Origin of the sequence: Nocardioides sp. NBC_00163, from assembly GCF_045206295.1 — a bacterium.
In the GTDB taxonomy this organism is placed as follows: domain Bacteria; phylum Actinomycetota; class Actinomycetes; order Propionibacteriales; family Nocardioidaceae; genus Nocardioides.
Window position 1 is genome coordinate 417,493 of record NZ_CP108155.1, and the last position, 14,793, is coordinate 432,285.

At 69.0% G+C, this 14,793-nt stretch carries 18 protein-coding genes; 4 read left to right on the forward strand and 14 right to left on the reverse strand.

What is annotated here, in order from left to right:
* Positions 1–148 precede the first annotated feature (148 nt).
* The gene (locus OG801_RS02050) at positions 149–340 is read left to right on the forward strand and encodes a type II toxin-antitoxin system VapB family antitoxin (RefSeq protein WP_355021702.1); all 192 of its coding nucleotides are present in this window, start codon (positions 149–151) and stop codon (positions 338–340) included.
* Here OG801_RS02050 and OG801_RS02055 read toward each other — a convergent pair.
* The 12 genes from OG801_RS02055 to OG801_RS02110 all read right to left on the reverse strand — a co-directional run bounded on the left by OG801_RS02055 (position 324) and on the right by OG801_RS02110 (position 10,974).
* Positions 324–758 (reverse strand): hypothetical protein, encoded by a 435-nt coding sequence (locus tag OG801_RS02055; protein WP_406033302.1) that lies wholly within the window; start codon positions 756–758, stop codon positions 324–326. The two genes, OG801_RS02050 and OG801_RS02055, sit on opposite strands and share 17 nt — an antisense overlap.
* Before the next feature lie 110 nt (positions 759–868).
* Complete coding sequence (locus tag OG801_RS02060) at positions 869–2,491, reverse strand: ABC-F family ATP-binding cassette domain-containing protein (RefSeq protein WP_406033304.1); 1,623 nt, start codon at positions 2,489–2,491, stop codon at positions 869–871.
* A 126-nt stretch (positions 2,492–2,617) separates the two neighbouring features.
* Positions 2,618–2,968 carry a DUF2200 domain-containing protein gene (locus OG801_RS02065; protein WP_355021705.1) on the reverse strand — a complete coding sequence of 117 codons (351 nt, stop codon included), beginning with the start codon at positions 2,966–2,968 and terminating at the stop codon, positions 2,618–2,620.
* Between the two features lie 10 nt (positions 2,969–2,978).
* Positions 2,979–3,740: a methyltransferase domain-containing protein gene (locus OG801_RS02070; protein WP_406033306.1), complete on the reverse strand. Its 762-nt coding sequence runs from the start codon at positions 3,738–3,740 to the stop codon at positions 2,979–2,981.
* An 11-nt stretch (positions 3,741–3,751) separates the two neighbouring features.
* Positions 3,752–5,041 (reverse strand): dihydroorotase, encoded by a 1,290-nt coding sequence (locus OG801_RS02075; protein WP_406033308.1) that lies wholly within the window; start codon positions 5,039–5,041, stop codon positions 3,752–3,754.
* Between the two features lie 79 nt (positions 5,042–5,120).
* The gene (locus OG801_RS02080; protein ID WP_406033310.1) at positions 5,121–6,062 is read right to left on the reverse strand and encodes an aspartate carbamoyltransferase catalytic subunit; all 942 of its coding nucleotides are present in this window, start codon (positions 6,060–6,062) and stop codon (positions 5,121–5,123) included.
* Positions 6,059–6,634, reverse strand: coding sequence for a bifunctional pyr operon transcriptional regulator/uracil phosphoribosyltransferase PyrR (gene pyrR, locus OG801_RS02085; protein WP_406033312.1), 576 nt, complete (start codon positions 6,632–6,634; stop codon positions 6,059–6,061). Before pyrR ends, OG801_RS02080 begins: the two co-directional genes overlap by 4 nt.
* Before the next feature lie 225 nt (positions 6,635–6,859).
* On the reverse strand, positions 6,860–7,870 hold the full coding sequence (locus tag OG801_RS02090) for an NADPH:quinone reductase (RefSeq protein WP_406033314.1): 1,011 nt from the start codon (positions 7,868–7,870) through the stop codon (positions 6,860–6,862).
* A 107-nt stretch (positions 7,871–7,977) separates the two neighbouring features.
* Positions 7,978–9,159, reverse strand: coding sequence for a MinD/ParA family protein (locus OG801_RS02095; RefSeq protein ID WP_406033315.1), 1,182 nt, complete (start codon positions 9,157–9,159; stop codon positions 7,978–7,980).
* Positions 9,160–9,332: 173 nt separating this feature from the next.
* Positions 9,333–9,746, reverse strand: a complete 414-nt coding sequence (nusB, locus tag OG801_RS02100; protein WP_160022948.1) for a transcription antitermination factor NusB — start codon at positions 9,744–9,746, stop codon at positions 9,333–9,335.
* A 3-nt stretch (positions 9,747–9,749) separates the two neighbouring features.
* On the reverse strand, positions 9,750–10,316 hold the full coding sequence (gene efp / locus OG801_RS02105; protein ID WP_378680369.1) for an elongation factor P: 567 nt from the start codon (positions 10,314–10,316) through the stop codon (positions 9,750–9,752).
* A 202-nt stretch (positions 10,317–10,518) separates the two neighbouring features.
* Positions 10,519–10,974: a type II 3-dehydroquinate dehydratase gene (locus OG801_RS02110; protein WP_406033318.1), complete on the reverse strand. Its 456-nt coding sequence runs from the start codon at positions 10,972–10,974 to the stop codon at positions 10,519–10,521.
* A gap of 147 nt (positions 10,975–11,121) precedes the next feature.
* On the opposite strand from OG801_RS02110, the gene OG801_RS02115 reads away from it, so the two are divergent.
* Positions 11,122–11,727 (forward strand): TetR/AcrR family transcriptional regulator, encoded by a 606-nt coding sequence (locus OG801_RS02115; RefSeq protein WP_355021714.1) that lies wholly within the window; start codon positions 11,122–11,124, stop codon positions 11,725–11,727.
* Positions 11,728–11,762: 35 nt separating this feature from the next.
* The gene (locus tag OG801_RS02120) at positions 11,763–12,920 is read left to right on the forward strand and encodes an acyl-CoA dehydrogenase family protein (protein WP_406033320.1); all 1,158 of its coding nucleotides are present in this window, start codon (positions 11,763–11,765) and stop codon (positions 12,918–12,920) included.
* 8 nt (positions 12,921–12,928) lie between these two features.
* Here OG801_RS02120 and OG801_RS02125 read toward each other — a convergent pair whose 3' ends face one another.
* Together OG801_RS02125 and OG801_RS02130 are read right to left on the reverse strand one after the other, a co-directional pair.
* Entirely contained in the window at positions 12,929–13,783 is an 855-nt protein-coding gene (locus OG801_RS02125) for a nucleotidyl transferase AbiEii/AbiGii toxin family protein (RefSeq protein WP_406033322.1), read from the reverse strand.
* Entirely contained in the window at positions 13,752–14,318 is a 567-nt protein-coding gene (locus OG801_RS02130; protein WP_355021717.1) for a type IV toxin-antitoxin system AbiEi family antitoxin domain-containing protein, read from the reverse strand. The genes OG801_RS02125 and OG801_RS02130 overlap by 32 nt, the downstream gene beginning before the upstream one ends.
* Before the next feature lie 81 nt (positions 14,319–14,399).
* Here OG801_RS02130 and OG801_RS02135 point away from each other — a divergent pair, with 81 nt between their 5' ends.
* The gene (locus OG801_RS02135; RefSeq protein WP_406033325.1) at positions 14,400–14,789 is read left to right on the forward strand and encodes a helix-turn-helix domain-containing protein; all 390 of its coding nucleotides are present in this window, start codon (positions 14,400–14,402) and stop codon (positions 14,787–14,789) included.
* Positions 14,790–14,793 lie beyond the last annotated feature (4 nt).

Consider the following 14,793-nt stretch of genomic DNA (forward strand, 5'->3'; position numbering starts at 1 on the left):
ACCATAGAGGCGAGCACCGACATCCCGGCCAGGGGTGGCGTCAGGTGAGTGCGACACGATGTGACGGTTCTCGCAGGTCATTGCGTTGCATGGTTGTGCACCGCTAGCGTTTCGATGTTTCATCCAGATTTCCGTGCGGGGGTACGCAATGACCGAGACGTCGATCAGCATCGACAAAGAGCTGTTGGCCGAGGCGAGGAAGATCGCTGGGACGACGACCAACCAAGCTGCGATCGACCGCGCGCTGCGTGACCTCGTCGAGCGTGAGGCCGCCTCGGCGGAGTTCGACCGCATCGTCTCGCGCGAGCTCGGCGACACGAAGGTCACGCTGGAGTTCTGAGCTCACCGAGTTCGTCCAACGGGACCGGCCAGAAGTCTTGGTCGGTCGCGAGGTGGATGACATCGACCGGTACGGCGGCCACGGCACACGCTCCGTAGAGATGTGCGGCGTTCTCCCGGTCAGACTGACTCGGTGGTCCACCGCCCGGCCGGCACAGCAGGAGCTCGACCCGGTCGAGACCCAGCTCATCGATCAGGTCGTGCAGCATCGTGGCGACATTGCCCGCACCGTCGTCACCGATCTCGACAGGCAGCTGCTCGATCTGGCACAGCTGTGGGAACGGAACGCCGTCTGCCCCGACGAGCATGAACCACAGCCGCGGCTCGGGCCAGCCGAGTGGATTGATCAGGTGTCGCCAGGCGGCCTCGACGTCGGCCTGGGTGCGGAGGACTGGAGCGTACGGAATCTTGTCGGTCATGGGTCAACGGCACCATGGCCCGTCGAGGAGGACAACGACGAGCTCGGCGCCTGTGGATAACTCTGCTCATCCACAGGGTTTCGCCCGCAAGTGGCCCGCCCCGCGGCACCTCAGGGCACAAGACGGTGCTCCGGACCCGACCAGCGGCGCCGCAGCCAGCGGTCATGGGAGGCGACGACGATGGTGCCCGGGGTGATTCCGATCGCCTCCTCCAGTTCGCCTGCCAGGGTGAGCGAGATGTGGTTGGTGGGCTCGTCGAGAAGCAGCAGGTCCGGGCCGGTGGCGATGGCGATCGCCAGGTCGAGCCGCCGACGCTGGCCGACGCTCAGCGCACCGACGGGCCGGTTGAGGTCGCGCGGGTGGACCAAGCCCAGGTCACGTAGCGGCACCTGGGTCGCCAGCAACTCCCCCACCGACTCCAGGTAGACGTCGGAGACCCTGCGACGCAGGTCCCCGAACTGCGGGTCCTGGGTGAGCTCCTCGACATGCCGGGCGCTGACCTGGACCTCCCCCGAGGTCGGCTTCACGCGCCCGGAAATCACTCCGAGCAGCGTGGACTTGCCGCTGCCGTTGGGCCCCGTGATCAGCAGGTGCTCCCCCGCCACGATGTCCAGGACCGGCAGGCCGACCCGCTCCTCGACCACCAGGTCGCGTACGACGACCATCCTCCCGCCCGCCCCGGCAGCCGCCAGCGCGGCGTTGAGGCGCAGCGGCGGCGGTGGCTTGCGTACCTGTGCCTCCTCGGCCTCCTCCAGCCTACGGTTGGCGTCCTTCTTGCGGCGGGCGACGGTGCGCTCGACGTTGCTGCCCTTGAACTTGTAGATGAACTTGTCGTTGTCGGTCGGGCCGCGGTTGTGGGCGATCGCGTCGTTGCCGATCTTGGTCGCGGTGCGGAGACGCTTGAGCTCGTCCTGCTGTTCGGCGTACGTCTGCTCCCACCGCTCGCGAGCGGCCTGCCGGGCCTCCTCGTAGGCGCTCCACCCGCCTCCGAAGAGCCGGCCGCCGGCACCATCGGTGCCGAAGGCGGTCGGGTCCAGGTCGAAGAGGCCGGTGGCGACCTCGTCGAGGAAGACGCGATCGTGGGAGGCCATCAGCACGACGCCGGGGAGGTCGCGCAGGAACTCCCCCAGCACCGCGACCGCCTCGTCGTCGAGGTGGTTCGTGGGCTCGTCGAGCAGCAGCGCGTCGGGACGGCGGGTGATCGCGGTCGCCAGCGCCAGCCTGGTCCGCTGCCCACCGGAGAGCGTGCTGATCGGACGCTCCCGGTCCAGGCCGCTGAGGCCGAGACGCTCAGCGGCCAGGATGGCCCGCCTGTCGGCGTCCCACGCGTCGTGGGCAACCGCGAAGTCGAGCGCGCTCGCGTACGTCTCGGCGACCTCGGGGTCGTCGAGACGGTCAGCGAGCGTCTCGACCGTGGTGACGGCCTCCCGAAGCGGACGCAGCGTGGTGGCGAGTACATCCTCGATGCTCGCCGCGTCACGGAACGGCGGCTCCTGCGGCAGCCAGACGAGGTCGTCGGGCGCCTCGAGCGTGCCTGTGCGTTGAGTGGTGCGCGGAAGCTGGTCTGCGATAGCGCGGAGCAGTGTGGACTTACCGGCACCGTTCTCCCCCACGAGCGCGATCCGCTCGCCCGGGGAGACGGTGAGGTCTATCCCGGCGAGGACGGAGCCGCTGCGGAAGGAGACGGAGAGGTCGCGGACGAGGATCGGTCCGGAAACGATGGAAGATGACATGAGAGCGCTGGCCTTCGGGTTCGAGGACGACCCGCCGGGCATGTGCCTCAGGCGCGGGTCGGAGGTCAGCGCAAGAACTTCATGATGAGTAAAGAATACGCGGCGACGGGCGCGCCGTCCAACCGGTTAACCGCGCAGGATCTTCTCCATCGCCTTGCCCTTGGCCAGCTCGTCGACCAGCTTGTCGAGGTAGCGCACCTGGCGCATGACCGGGTCCTCGATCTCCTGGACCCGCACGCCACAGACCACCCCGGTGATCAGCTCCGAGCTCGGGTTGAGGTCGGCGGCGGCGAAGAACTCCTCGAAGCTCGTCCCCACCTCGATGTGCTTCGCGATCGCGTCGTCGTCGAAGCCGGTCAGCCAGGTGATCACCTGGTGCAGCTCGGCCGTGGTGCGGCCCTTCCTCTCCACCTTCGTCACATAGTGCGGGTAGACGGAGCCGAAGGGCATCTTGTAGACGCGCTCGAGGTTATCCACGTTCCCGAGCCTAACCCGGCCGCTCCGCGACGAGCTGGTACATGCCGGCGATGCGTACGAACGGCTCCTGGTCGCACAGCTCGCGCTCCAGCTCGAGGAGACGGTCGAAGTAGGCGGGGTCAGCCTTGGCGGCGTCATCGGTGAGCAGGTCGTTGGCGATCCTGGCGCCGAAGCGGCCGGTCAGCCGCAGGCCGGCGGAAGCGAGCTCGGCCTCGAGGTCGGCCATCGGGACCTTGCGTACGTCATGGTCGAAGGTCACGGTGCGCTTGGTATCCGCGCGCAACTCGGTGAGCGCGGCCTCGGGTCCGCCCGTGACCAGCTGGCGCAGCACCATGCTCGCGGGGTTGGGGACCATCACCGAGAGGCGCCCGCCCGGACGGACCGCGGCCGCGAGGCGGCGTACGTCTCCGGCGGCGGCCGACCGATAGTGCAGGACGAAGTGGCACAGGACCAGGTCCCACTCCCCCTCGGGCAGGTCGTCGAGGCCGCCGACGAGCGTGGTCAGCGACGTGCCCGCATCCGCTGCCCGGCGCTTCGCCTCGGCCAGCCAGGACTCCGACGGGTCGAGGATGCTGACGTCGTGCCCGGCCAGTGTCAGCGGCAGCGCGTCCATCCCGTCCCCGCCGCCGACGTCGAGGATCCGCAGCCCCTCACCCAGCTCCGCACACTGGCGCCGGAGAATCCCCTCGACCACGGCGTAGCGGATCCGGCCCCACGGGGTCGCGGTGTAGGCGCGCCACTGCGCGAGCTTGTCGGAGAAGACGTCGGTCATGGCGGTGGAGCCTAACCGGCGTGGGTCTGCTTCCCCCGCAGGTAGGTGGCGACGACGCGACCGGTGAGCTTGCGGTCGTGCCAGGGGTTGTTGCGGGAGAGCGAGAGCGAACGGTCGCGATCCACGACGTAGGTCGCGGCCGGGTCGACCAGGGCCAGGTTGGCCGGCTCACCGACCGCGATCGGGCGCCCGTGCTCCTCGAGCCCGGCGATCCGGGCCGGGGTCGTGGACATGACCCGGGCGACGCCGGCCCAGTCCAGCAGACCGGAGGAGACCATGACCGTCGAGACGACCGAGAGCGCCTCCTCGAGCCCGAGCATCCCGAAGGCCGCGTCGACGAAGGCGTGCTCCTTGTCCTGGCGAGCGTGCGGGGCGTGGTCGGTGGCGACCGCGTCGATGGTGCCGTCGGCCAGCGCCGTACGCAGGGCCTCGACGTCCTCGGCCGGGCGCAGGGGCGGGTTGACCTTGAAGGTCGGGTCGTAGCCGGCGAGCAGGTCGGTGGTCAGCAGCAGGTGGTGCGGGGTGACCTCCGCGGTGACCGCCCAGCTGCCGTCCTTCTCCGCCTGTGCCTTCGCCCAGCGCAGCACCTCGACGGTGCCGGCGGTGGAGGCGTGGGCGACGTGGACGCGCGAGCCGGTGTGGCGGGCGAGCATCACGTCGCGAGCGACGATGACCTCCTCCGCGACCCCCGGCCAGCCGGGCAGACCGAGCCGCCCGGAGAGCTCACCCTCGTGGCAGCAGGCCGAACCGTAGGGCGCCAGCGACGGGTCCTGGGAGTGCTGGGAGATCACGCCACCGAACGCCTTGACGTACTCCAGCGCCCGTCGCATCACCCGCGGGTCCGCGACGCAGCGGCCGTCGTCGGAGAAGACCTTGACGCCCGCCCGGGAGCGGTTCATCAGGGACAGCTCGGCGAGCTCCTCACCGGCCAGTCCCTTGGTCACCGCGCCGACCGGGAACACGTCGGCCAGCCCGGCCTCGCGGCCGAGGTCCCACACCGAGACCGCGGCCTCGGCCGTGTCGGTGACCGGCGAGGTGTTAGCCATCGCCAGCACGGCGGTGTAGCCGCCAGCGGCAGCCGCGGCCGCACCCGAGGCGACGGTCTCGGCGTCCTCGCGGCCCGGCTGGCGCAGGTGGGTGTGCAGATCGACCAGACCCGGGAGGAGGACGAGGCCGGAGGCGTCGACCACCTCGTCGACGGTCGCGGAGAGCGTACCGATCTCTCGGATCACTCCCCCGTCGACATGGACATCGGTCGGCTCGGCCCCGAGGACGGAGACTCCCTTGATCAACAGGCTCATGCCGCCACCTCCGTGACAGAGCGGAAAGAATACGGACGCGGCGGCATGATGCTCTGATTGCTCGCTCGCTTGCGCTCGTTCATGCAGACTCCTCGCCGGCAAGCAGGTGGTAGAGGACGGACATCCGGATCGCGACCCCGGCCGAGACCTGGTCGAGGATCCGCGAGGAGGCGGCGTCGGCGGCCTCGGGAGAGATCTCCAGGCCGCGGTTCATCGGCCCGGGGTGCAGGATCGGCGCGCCCTCGCGCAGCATGCCGAGCCGCTGGCGGGTGAGCCCGTAGCCGACGGTGTACTCCCTCGAGGTCGGGAAGTAGCCACCGCTCATCCGCTCCCGCTGGACGCGCAGCATCATCACCGCGTCGACCTCCGGCAGCACGTCGTCCAACGAGTAGGAGGTGGCGAACCCGTCGGCCTTGGCCCACTCGGTGATGCCCGAGGGCATCAGCGTGGGCGGCGCGACGGCGGTCACGGAGGCTCCGAGCTTGATCAGCGACTTCACGTTCGACCGGAACACCCGCGAGTGGGTCAGGTCGCCGACGATGGCGATCCGCTTGCCCTCCAGGGAGCCGGGTCCGCCGAGCTGGCGCTGGAGCGTGTAGCCGTCGAGCAGGGCCTGGGTCGGGTGCTCGTGCATCCCGTCGCCGGCGTTGATCACCGGGATGTCGAGCCAGCCGGCGACCTGATGGGCCGCGCCGGAGGCCGAGTGACGCATCACCAGGCCGTCGACGCCCATCGCGGTCACGGTCAGCACGGTGTCCCGCAGCGACTCGCCCTTCGAGGCCGAGGACCCCTTCGCCGACAGGTTGATCACGTCGGCCGAGAGCCACTTCCCCGCGATCTCGAAGGAGGACCGGGTGCGGGTCGAGTCCTCGAAGAAGAGGTTGATCACCGTACGCCCGCGCAGCGCCGGGAGCTTCTTGACCTCACGCTTCTGGACGTCGTGCATCTCGGCGGCGGTCGCGAAGAGCTGCTGGATCTCCTCCGCGCTCACGTCGTCGATGGACAGCAGATGCTTCGTCATGCCGGAACCCCCTCGAGCTCCACGATGCGTACCTCGTCGATGCCGTCGATCTCCTCCAGGCTCAGCCCGACCCGCTCGGAGCGGGCGGTGGGGAGGTTCTTGCCGACGTGGTCGGCCCGGATCGGCAGCTGCCGGTGGCCGCGGTCGACGAGAACAGCCAGACGTACGACGGCGGGGCGGCCGTAGTCGGCCAGGGCATCGAGCGCGGCGCGGACGGTGCGGCCCGAGAAGAGCACGTCGTCGACCAGCACGACCGTCTTGCCGTCGATGCCGCCGGGCGGGATCTCGGTGTGGTGAGGAGCGCGGGTGGGATGGGTGCGCAGGTCGTCGCGGTACATCGTCACGTCGAGCGCGCCGTGCGCGACCGGGTGACCCTCGGCGGCCTCGATCCGCGCGCCGATCCGCTTGGCCAGCGGCACCCCGCGGGTGTGCAGACCCAGGAGAACGAGGTCTTCCGCATCGCGGTTGCGCTCCAGGATCTCGTGGGAGATCCGGGTCAGCGCCCGGGAGATGTCACGGGCGTCGAGCACGACGCGACCGTCGGTCGACGGCTCGGGAACTACATCAGACAAGGTTGTGGTCTCCTTCTCCGCCTCACGGGACGGCTCGTTAAAGGATCGGGGCAACCATAGCCCAGATCCGTCCGATCACCGCCGTCGCGAGCGTCGCCAGACGGGTGTGATGGCCAGGCGCCGCCGCGAAGGCATACCGGGCGTCTGTCGAGCGGCGGCAACGCCGCCAGCGCGGCCGTATGGCGGCGCGCAGCAGGCGGGGATCGGATGGATCTGGGCTCGTCCTCACTCCAGGTCGATCAGCACTTTCCCGACGGCACCCGCCTCGACCGCGTCGTGGGCGGCAGCGGTCTCCTCGAGCCGGTAGTGGTGAAGGGGTACGCCACCCTCCGGGCCGACCCGCAGCGCCCCTGCTGCCACGGCGGCGGCGACGTCGTCGGCCGCGGCCTGGATCTGCGCCTCCTCGATGCCGTAGAGCTGGATGAACTGGTAGCGCAGGTTGAGCGAGAAGGTGGCTCGCAGCGGCATGGTGAGCTCGTCGCCGCCGTTGTTGGCGTAGATCGCGATCGTGCCGCGCTTGGCGATGACCGCGCGGTCGAGGTCGTTGTTGACCGCCGGGGCGACCTCGACGATCTGGTCGACGCCGTCGGGCGCGATCTCGCGGATCGCGGCGGCCGGGTCTCCCTCGCGGTAGTTGACGATGTGGTGCGCACCCGCAGCCTTCGCCAGCGCCGCCTTCTCCGGGGAACTGATCGTGGTGATCACCGTGGCTCCTGCCCACACGGCGAGCTGGATCGCGGCGTTGCCGACCGCTCCGGCCCCGCCATGGACGAGGACGGTGAGGCCGCTGAACGACTCGGGGGCCACCCGCTCCACCGCGCCGGAGGTGAGCGCCCGGTGGGCGGTCATCGCCGGGACCCCGAGCGAGGCGCCGAGGTCGTAGGAGGCGCCCGCGGCCAGCTCGACGGCCTTGTGCGCCGGCACGGTGACGTACTCCGCCGCGGTCCCCCAGGGCTGCCCGTGCTGGACCATGAAGAGCCAGACCGGCTGACCGACGACGTGGTTGGTCACGCCCTCGCCGATCTCCTCGATCACCCCGGCGCCGTCCTGGCCGGGGGTCGCCTCGGGAGTCGTGAGGGTCGCGCTCAGGCCGGCGCGTACCTTCCAGTCGGTGGGGTTGACCCCCGCCCGCACCAGCCTGACCAGGACCTCGCCCGGGCCGGGCTTCGGCACCGGTCGTTCAGCGAGCTTCATGACAGACGACGGGCCATTCTCGGCATAGACGATCGCGCGCATACGGCGACCCTAGCGTGGAACTGGACGGGCACTTCATGGACTTGTGGGGTGTTTCAGTGCCCGTCATGTCCAGGGATACCCGGTCGACCGGGTATCCCTGGACATGGTTAAAGCGCGTGCGCCATCCCAGCGCAGGCCTTCAGCCACGACATCTTGGTCTCCTCCGAGAGCTGGGAGTACTGGACCGTGGACCCGGCGACGAGCACCGGGTCGAACGGGACCCGGTAGACCCCGCGGGTGCGCTGCGTGTAGACCTCGGTGAGGTCGCGGGCCAGGTTGGTGTCGACCTTCGGGGATGGGTCCGAGAGCACGGTGATCGTCTTCAGCTTGAGGTCGGCGTAGCCCGACTCCTGGAGCGCGTCGAGCATCCACAGGCCGCTGTAGCCGGTGTCCTCGCGAACCGTCGAGGTGACCACCAGCAGGTCGGCGGTGTCGGCCGCGGCCAGCCAGTTCTCGGCACGCATGTTGTTGCCGGTGTCGACCAGGATCACCTTGTAGAAGCGCTCCAGCAGCTGGTGCACCTGCCCGAAGTCGTCGGCGTGGATCTGGCCGGTGACATCGGGCCGCTCGTCGGAGGCGAGCACGTCGAAGTGGGCGTCGCCCTGGGAGCGTACGAAGGCACCGAGGTCGCCGATGCGGGACTGGTAGACGTTGTTGAACGCCGCCAGGTTGTCGAGCAGCTCGCGGGTGGTGTTGCGGTGGGTGCTCCGCATACCGCGGATGCCGAGGGTGCCGCGGGTCTCGTTGTTGTCCCAGGCCACGATCCCGCCACCGCGCACGGTGCCGAAGGTGTAGCCCGCCGCGAGCACGCCGGTGGTCTTGGCGGCGCCACCCTTCGGGTTGATGAAGACGATCGTGCGCGGCCCGTCGAAGTCGCGCTGGATCATCGCCCGGTCCTGCTCGTAGGCGACCTCGTCCTGCCCCATCTTCGGGCTGATCAACCCGCCGGACATCCTGCGGATCGCTCCTCGCCAGCCCCAGGTCGCGGGGCCGAACCCGGCCGACTCCGCACGCCGGTCGAGGAAGTCGGTCGCGCTGGGGACCTCCTGCCCGTGAACGCCCGGGGGTGGCGGCGTCACCGCCACCGGAGGGGGCGGGGCGGGTGTCGTGGTGACCTGTGGGTTGGTGATGCGAGTCGCCTCCTGGCTCGGGTCGGGATGGGGCTGGGTCGGGGGCGTCGGCGGCCGTCCCCCCGTGTTCGGCGGGGGCGGCGTCACCCAGGGCGAGGGTGTGCCGGCCGGCCGGGTGCGCGAGTCCGGCTCGTCGTAGGGGTTGTTCTCCTGCGTCATGCGCTCTCCGAATACGGGTGCTTGGTTACGGCCTCCATCACAGCCTTGGGTCCAAACATACGGTCCCGACCGAAGCAATCGTCGATAACCGGAAAACACACGCGTCGCGCCGCACCCGAAATGACGCTACGCCTGCCCGGAACGGTCCCGGACAGGCGTACGTCTCGTGCCGATCAGGCCTTGGCGAGGTCCTTGGCGACCGCGGCGAGCACGCCGTTGACGAAGGACGGCGAGTCGTCGGTGGACAGCTCGGTCACCAGGGCGGTGGCCTCGCTGATCGCGACCTCGGAGGCCACATCGCCGTCGAGGAGCTCCCAGACGCCGAGGCGGAGGACGTTGCGGTCGACCGCGGGCATCCGGGCCAACGACCAGTCCTTGGCGAAAGCGGCGATCAGAGCGTCGATGCGCTCGGACTCGGCGACCACGCCACGGACGAGCTTGACCGTGAAGGGGTTGTTGGGCACCTCACCCTCGCGGATCTGCTGGTCGAGCAGATCACCGGCGGAGAGTCCACGGGCCTCGGCGGCGAAGAGGAGGTCGAGCGCGCGCTTACGGGCCTTGGTGCGGGCGGTGGCGACGTGAGCCACAGGTCAGCCCTTGACGCGGGAGAGGTAGGAACCGCCCTCGCGGGTGTCGACCTTGATCTTCTCGCCCTGCTCGATAAAGAGCGGCACCTGGATCTCGGCGCCGGTCTCCAGGGTGGCGGGCTTGGTGCGGCCGGTGGCCGAGTCACCCATGACACCGGGCTCGGTGTAGGAGATGACGAGCTCGACCGACGGCGGGAGCTCGACGAAGAGCACGCGACCCTCGTTGGTGGCCAGGATGACCTCCTGGTTCTCCAGGAGGAACCCGGCGCCGTCGCCGATGATCTCCGGGTCGACCTCGACCTGGTCGAAGTCCGCGACGTCCATGAAGACGAAGTTGGTGCCGTCGTTGTAGAGGTACTGGAACGAGCGGCGGTCGACCGTGGCGGTCTCGACCTTGGTGCCGGCGTTGAAGGTCTTGTCGACGTTCTTGCCCGACTCGACGTTCTTCAGCTTGGTGCGGACGAAGGCCGGACCCTTGCCGGGCTTCACGTGCTGGAACTCGACCACCTGCCAGAGCTGGCCCTCGATCTTCAGCACCATGCCGTTCTTGAGGTCGTTCGTCGTCGCCATAACCGTCCGTCAGCCTTCGTCTCTTTGACCTGCACCGATGCAGGCTTCATTGTCAATGTTCGTGGGGCCCGAAGGGCCTCAGAGAATCCTAGTCAACGAGACGTACGCCGACCCAATCCGTCACGCACCACGCCCGTAGCGCAAGCGCCAGAATACGGACGCGGCGGCGTGTTGAACTGATGGCTCACTCGCTGACGCTCGTTCACCCATTGCCGAGCTTGGCGGCGATGACCGAGAGCGCCTCGTGGTAGCCGTCGATGCCCTTGCCCGCGACGACCGCGACCGCGTGGTCGGTGACCACGCTGGTGTGCCGGAAGACCTCGGGGCGCTGGGTCGGGTCGGAGATGTGCACCTCGACCAGCGGAGCCGTCAGCTGCGCGCAGGCGTCGTAGATGGCGTAGGAGTAGTGGGTCCAGGCGGCGGCGTTGAGCACGACCGGGATGTCCTTGTCGGCCGCGGCGTTGAGCCAGTCGACCATGTCGCCCTCGTGGTTGGTCTGACGTACGTCCACGGCGAAGCCGAGCGCATGGCCCCAGTCGACGCACATCGCGGCGAGCTCATCGTGGGTGGTGTGCCCGTAGATCTCGGGCTGACGCTTCCCGAGACGTCCGAGGTTGGGGCCGTTGAGGACCAGGACCGGCTGCAGCTTCTCACTCACCCGGTCATCCTGTCACGGGCCCCGGGCGGGCTCCGGGCCGTCTCGACACCCGTGACGGCGATCCCAATCTAAGCGGTCACTTATATTGTGCGACACTGGATCCGACACCAGGAGACTCCGACACGAGACTCCGACATGAGGAGGGCGATGAACGAGCTCCGCACCAGCACCCAGGCGCGCGGCGACCGTAGCCGTGCCCGTCTGCTCGACGCGGCGGTCCAGGCATTCTCCGCCAAGGGGTTCCACGGCACCAGCACCCGCGACATCGCCACGGCGGCCGGGCTGAGCCCGGCCGCGGTCTACGTTCACCACCGCTCCAAGGAGGAGCTCCTGCACGCGATCGCGGTGCGTGGCCACGAGGTGATCCTCGAGGCGGTCACCGACGCGACCCGCGCCGACGCCACGCCTGCCGAGCGGGTCGCCGCCGCCGTACGCACCTATGTCCTCTTCCACGCGCGCTCCCACACGACGGCCCGAGTCATCAACTACGAGCTCGCCGCGCTGACAGAGGAGCACTTCCGCGAGATCGCGGGGCTGCGCCGCGCCATCGACACCGTCATGCGTGAGGTCGTCGAGGAAGGCGTACGCAGCGGCGACTTCGACACACCCGACCCCGCCAAGGCCGCCACCGCCCTGCTCTCGCTCGGCATCGACCTGGCTCGGTGGTACCGCGACGACGGCTCCTGGACCCCTGAGGCCCTGGCCGACTTCTATGCCGACCTGGCGCTCCGCGCCGTCGGCGCCCGTCCCTGACCCCTACAAGGAAGCACCGAGGAGACAACACCGCCATGCGCCGCACCATCTACACCGAGGACCACCAGTCCTTCCGCGAGACCATCCGCTCGTTCATCGAGAAGGAGGTCACCCCCGTCTACGACGAGTGGTACGAGGCCGGGATCGTCCCCCACGACTTCTACCTCAAGCTCGGTGAGCTCGGTGTGTGGGGCATCCAGGTGCCCGAGGAGTACGGCGGCGCCGGGATCGAGTCGTTCAAGTACTCCGCCGTGATGACCGAGGAGCTCTCCCGCGCCGGTGTCTCCTTCGGCGGCTCGTCCGTCCACGTCGGGCTGTGCCTGCCCTACCTCCTCAACCTCGGCACCAAGGAGCAGATGGAGCGCTGGATGCCCGGCTTCGTCGCCGGTGAGGAGATGTGGGCGATCGCGATGACCGAGCCCGGCACCGGCTCCGACCTCGCCGGCATGACCACCAACGCCAAGCTCACCGAGGACGGCAAGCACTACGTCCTCAACGGCGCCAAGACCTTCATCACCGGCGGCGTCAACGCCGACCGGGTGATCGTGTGTGCCCGCACCGCACCGGCCTCCGCCGACGATCGGCGTGGCGGCATCACCCTGCTCGCCGTCGACACCTCGCTCCCGGGCTACGAGGTCGGCCGCAAGCTCGACAAGCTCGGGCTCAAGGTCTCCGACACCGCCGAGCTCTCCTTCACCGACGTGCAGGTCCCGGTCGAGGACGTACTCGGCGAGGTCGGCAAGGGCTTCTCCTACCTCGGCCAGAACCTCCCCGTCGAGCGTCTGGGCATCGCTGTCGGCGCCTACGCCCAGGCCGCGGCCGCCGTCGAGTTCGCCAAGAAGTACGTCGCCGAGCGCAAGGTCTTCGGCACCACCGTCGCCTCGTTCCAGAACACCAAGTTCGAGCTGGCCGCCTGCAAGGCCGAGGTCGACGCCGCCGAGGCCGTGGTCGACCGCGCCATCGAGGCCGAGGACCTCGGCACGCTGACCGCCGCCGAGGCCGCCTCCGCCAAGCTCTTCTGCACCGAGGTCGCCCACCGCGTCATCGACCGCTGCCTCCAGCTCCACGGCGGCTACGGCTACATGAACGAGTACCCCATCGCCCGCCTCTACGCCGACAACCGCGTGAACCGGATCTACGGCGGCACCTCCGAGGTCATGAAGCTGATCATCGCCAAGGACATGGGTCTGTGAGTTGACCTCTAGGCGGGCTGGGGCTTTTCCGATGCTCCAGCCCGCCGCAGCTCGGCGATGTAGTCGTTGAGCCAGGCGACCGCCTCGGAGACCGAGGCCAGTACCTCGAGCCCCTCGGCCGCCTCCTCGTACAGCGACTCCCATCGCGCACCCGGCGACAGCTGCGGCGGCCAGTCGTGCTCCTGACGAAATGCGAAGAGCCGCTCGGCCACCTTCGCAACCAGCATCGGATCCGTCGTAGGAACGATCAGCTGAAGGTCGACGAGGTCGTGGGCTCGTTGACTCCGCGGAGCGGTGCAGGCATGGATCTTCTGAGCGATCTGGTGATGTAGCGGCTGGACCCGCACCGCGCCCGGTTCGGGGAGACCGAGCGCATCGAAGATCTCCAGAACCTCTGACGACATCACCAGCTCGGGCGGCTCGTTCGTCGTCGACTCCAGCTCGTCGTACCCGATCTCGAGGTCGATCGCCTTGAACGTCTTGTGAGCGAACTTGAGTCGCACCCGGAAGGGTTGCATGACGTACGCCGCCGGAACCGACTCGGGCGCACGCCGTTCACCCATCGTCACCTCGCCGGTGAATCCGCACCAGCCCACGCCAAGACGATCCGCCAGCTCATCGCGGAACGTGTCGAGGTCACCTCGATAGGCGGCATCGACATCAGGTGTCTCACGGGTGAGCCGCTCGCCGAAGCGCAGCTTCAGACCCGTGCCCCCCTTGACCGCCGAGTCGGGCAGCATCTGAGCGAGCACCACATTCGCAACCAGCGCCACCAGACGCTTCTGGGAGATGCCGCGCTCCGCGGCCAGGGCCGTCGTCGACCGGATCAGGTCACCAACTCGCCTCGGCGCTGCTCCGCCCATCCGCCGCCTCCAGTTCCGAGATGATCCGCTGCGCCTCGTCGTGGTCGATCAAGCCGCGAGCCGAAGCCGAATTCGTTGCATCGACCAGTCGTGTCTCCATCACCTTGCCACGACAGGCGAGCACCGCGGCGCCGACACGCATCGAGTCGATCCCCTCGATATCGGCCCGGAGGTGTGCCGGCACATGCTTTCGAACGATCTGGACTGTCGGAGGCAGCCGCTTGCGGACTCGCGCGGTCGTCGCAACCTTGATCCGGCGCACGTTGATCTGCCCGAGGTCGTACGCAGCCAGCACCGACTCGTCTGCCAGGACAGCATCCGCGCCGACCAGCGCCACCGCGGCCGCGAACTCGTCCAGAGGCCCAGGCCCGACCTCGGCCATTCGATATACACCCTGACCCAGTCGGATCAGAGCGCCACGGGACGCCAGTTTGCGCACCTCGACCGCGGGCACGCCACAGGATTCGGCCTCCGCAAGCGTGACCACCCCATGGGTGTCGAAGCCCAGTTCACGTAGGACGCTGCGATAGCTCATCGGAATCACCTCGGGCAAAAGCGTACCGGACTCGGTACGCTTTTGCCCGATCGCGTTCCGTGAAGGGTCTACGCTCGGGGCATGACGCCGCGCGAGAACGAGAATCGCCGCTTGCTGCGGGCGCGTGACGTGATGGACCGGCACTACGCCGAGCCGCTCGACGTCGCGGCGATCGCGCGTGTCGCCCATGTGTCACCTGCGCACTTCAGCCGCCGGTTCAAGGTGGTCTTCGGGGAGACGCCGCACCGCTACCTGCAGCGGCGGCGGATCGAGCGGTCGATGGCGTTGCTGCGGGACACCGCGATGCCGGTCACCGACGTCGCGCTCACGGTCGGCTTCACCAGCCTCGGCACCTTCAGCCGTACGTTCCGCGACATCGTCGGCACCTCACCGACCGACTACCGCGCCCGGGCCGACAGCCCGGCCGTTCCGGGGTGTGTGGCTCGCGCCTGGATGCGGCCGGCGAGCTGAGCAG

Bases quoted from the DNA above. Each gene is read 5' to 3' on its own strand.
- OG801_RS02050 (WP_355021702.1), top strand. From the start codon at position 149: ATGACCGAGACGTCGATCAGCATCGACAAAGAGCTGTTGGCCGAGGCG.
- OG801_RS02055 (WP_406033302.1), bottom strand. From the start codon at position 758: ATGACCGACAAGATTCCGTACGCTCCAGTCCTCCGCACCCAGGCCGAC.
- OG801_RS02060 (WP_406033304.1), bottom strand. From the start codon at position 2,491: ATGTCATCTTCCATCGTTTCCGGACCGATCCTCGTCCGCGACCTCTCC.
- OG801_RS02070 (WP_406033306.1), bottom strand. From the start codon at position 3,740: ATGACCGACGTCTTCTCCGACAAGCTCGCGCAGTGGCGCGCCTACACC.
- OG801_RS02075 (WP_406033308.1), bottom strand. From the start codon at position 5,041: ATGAGCCTGTTGATCAAGGGAGTCTCCGTCCTCGGGGCCGAGCCGACC.
- OG801_RS02080 (WP_406033310.1), bottom strand. From the start codon at position 6,062: ATGACGAAGCATCTGCTGTCCATCGACGACGTGAGCGCGGAGGAGATC.
- OG801_RS02090 (WP_406033314.1), bottom strand. From the start codon at position 7,870: ATGCGCGCGATCGTCTATGCCGAGAATGGCCCGTCGTCTGTCATGAAG.
- OG801_RS02095 (WP_406033315.1), bottom strand. From the start codon at position 9,159: ATGACGCAGGAGAACAACCCCTACGACGAGCCGGACTCGCGCACCCGG.
- efp (WP_378680369.1), bottom strand. From the start codon at position 10,316: ATGGCGACGACGAACGACCTCAAGAACGGCATGGTGCTGAAGATCGAG.
- OG801_RS02115 (WP_355021714.1), top strand. From the start codon at position 11,122: ATGAACGAGCTCCGCACCAGCACCCAGGCGCGCGGCGACCGTAGCCGT.
- OG801_RS02120 (WP_406033320.1), top strand. From the start codon at position 11,763: ATGCGCCGCACCATCTACACCGAGGACCACCAGTCCTTCCGCGAGACC.
- OG801_RS02125 (WP_406033322.1), bottom strand. From the start codon at position 13,783: ATGGGCGGAGCAGCGCCGAGGCGAGTTGGTGACCTGATCCGGTCGACG.
- OG801_RS02130 (WP_355021717.1), bottom strand. From the start codon at position 14,318: ATGAGCTATCGCAGCGTCCTACGTGAACTGGGCTTCGACACCCATGGG.
- OG801_RS02135 (WP_406033325.1), top strand. From the start codon at position 14,400: ATGACGCCGCGCGAGAACGAGAATCGCCGCTTGCTGCGGGCGCGTGAC.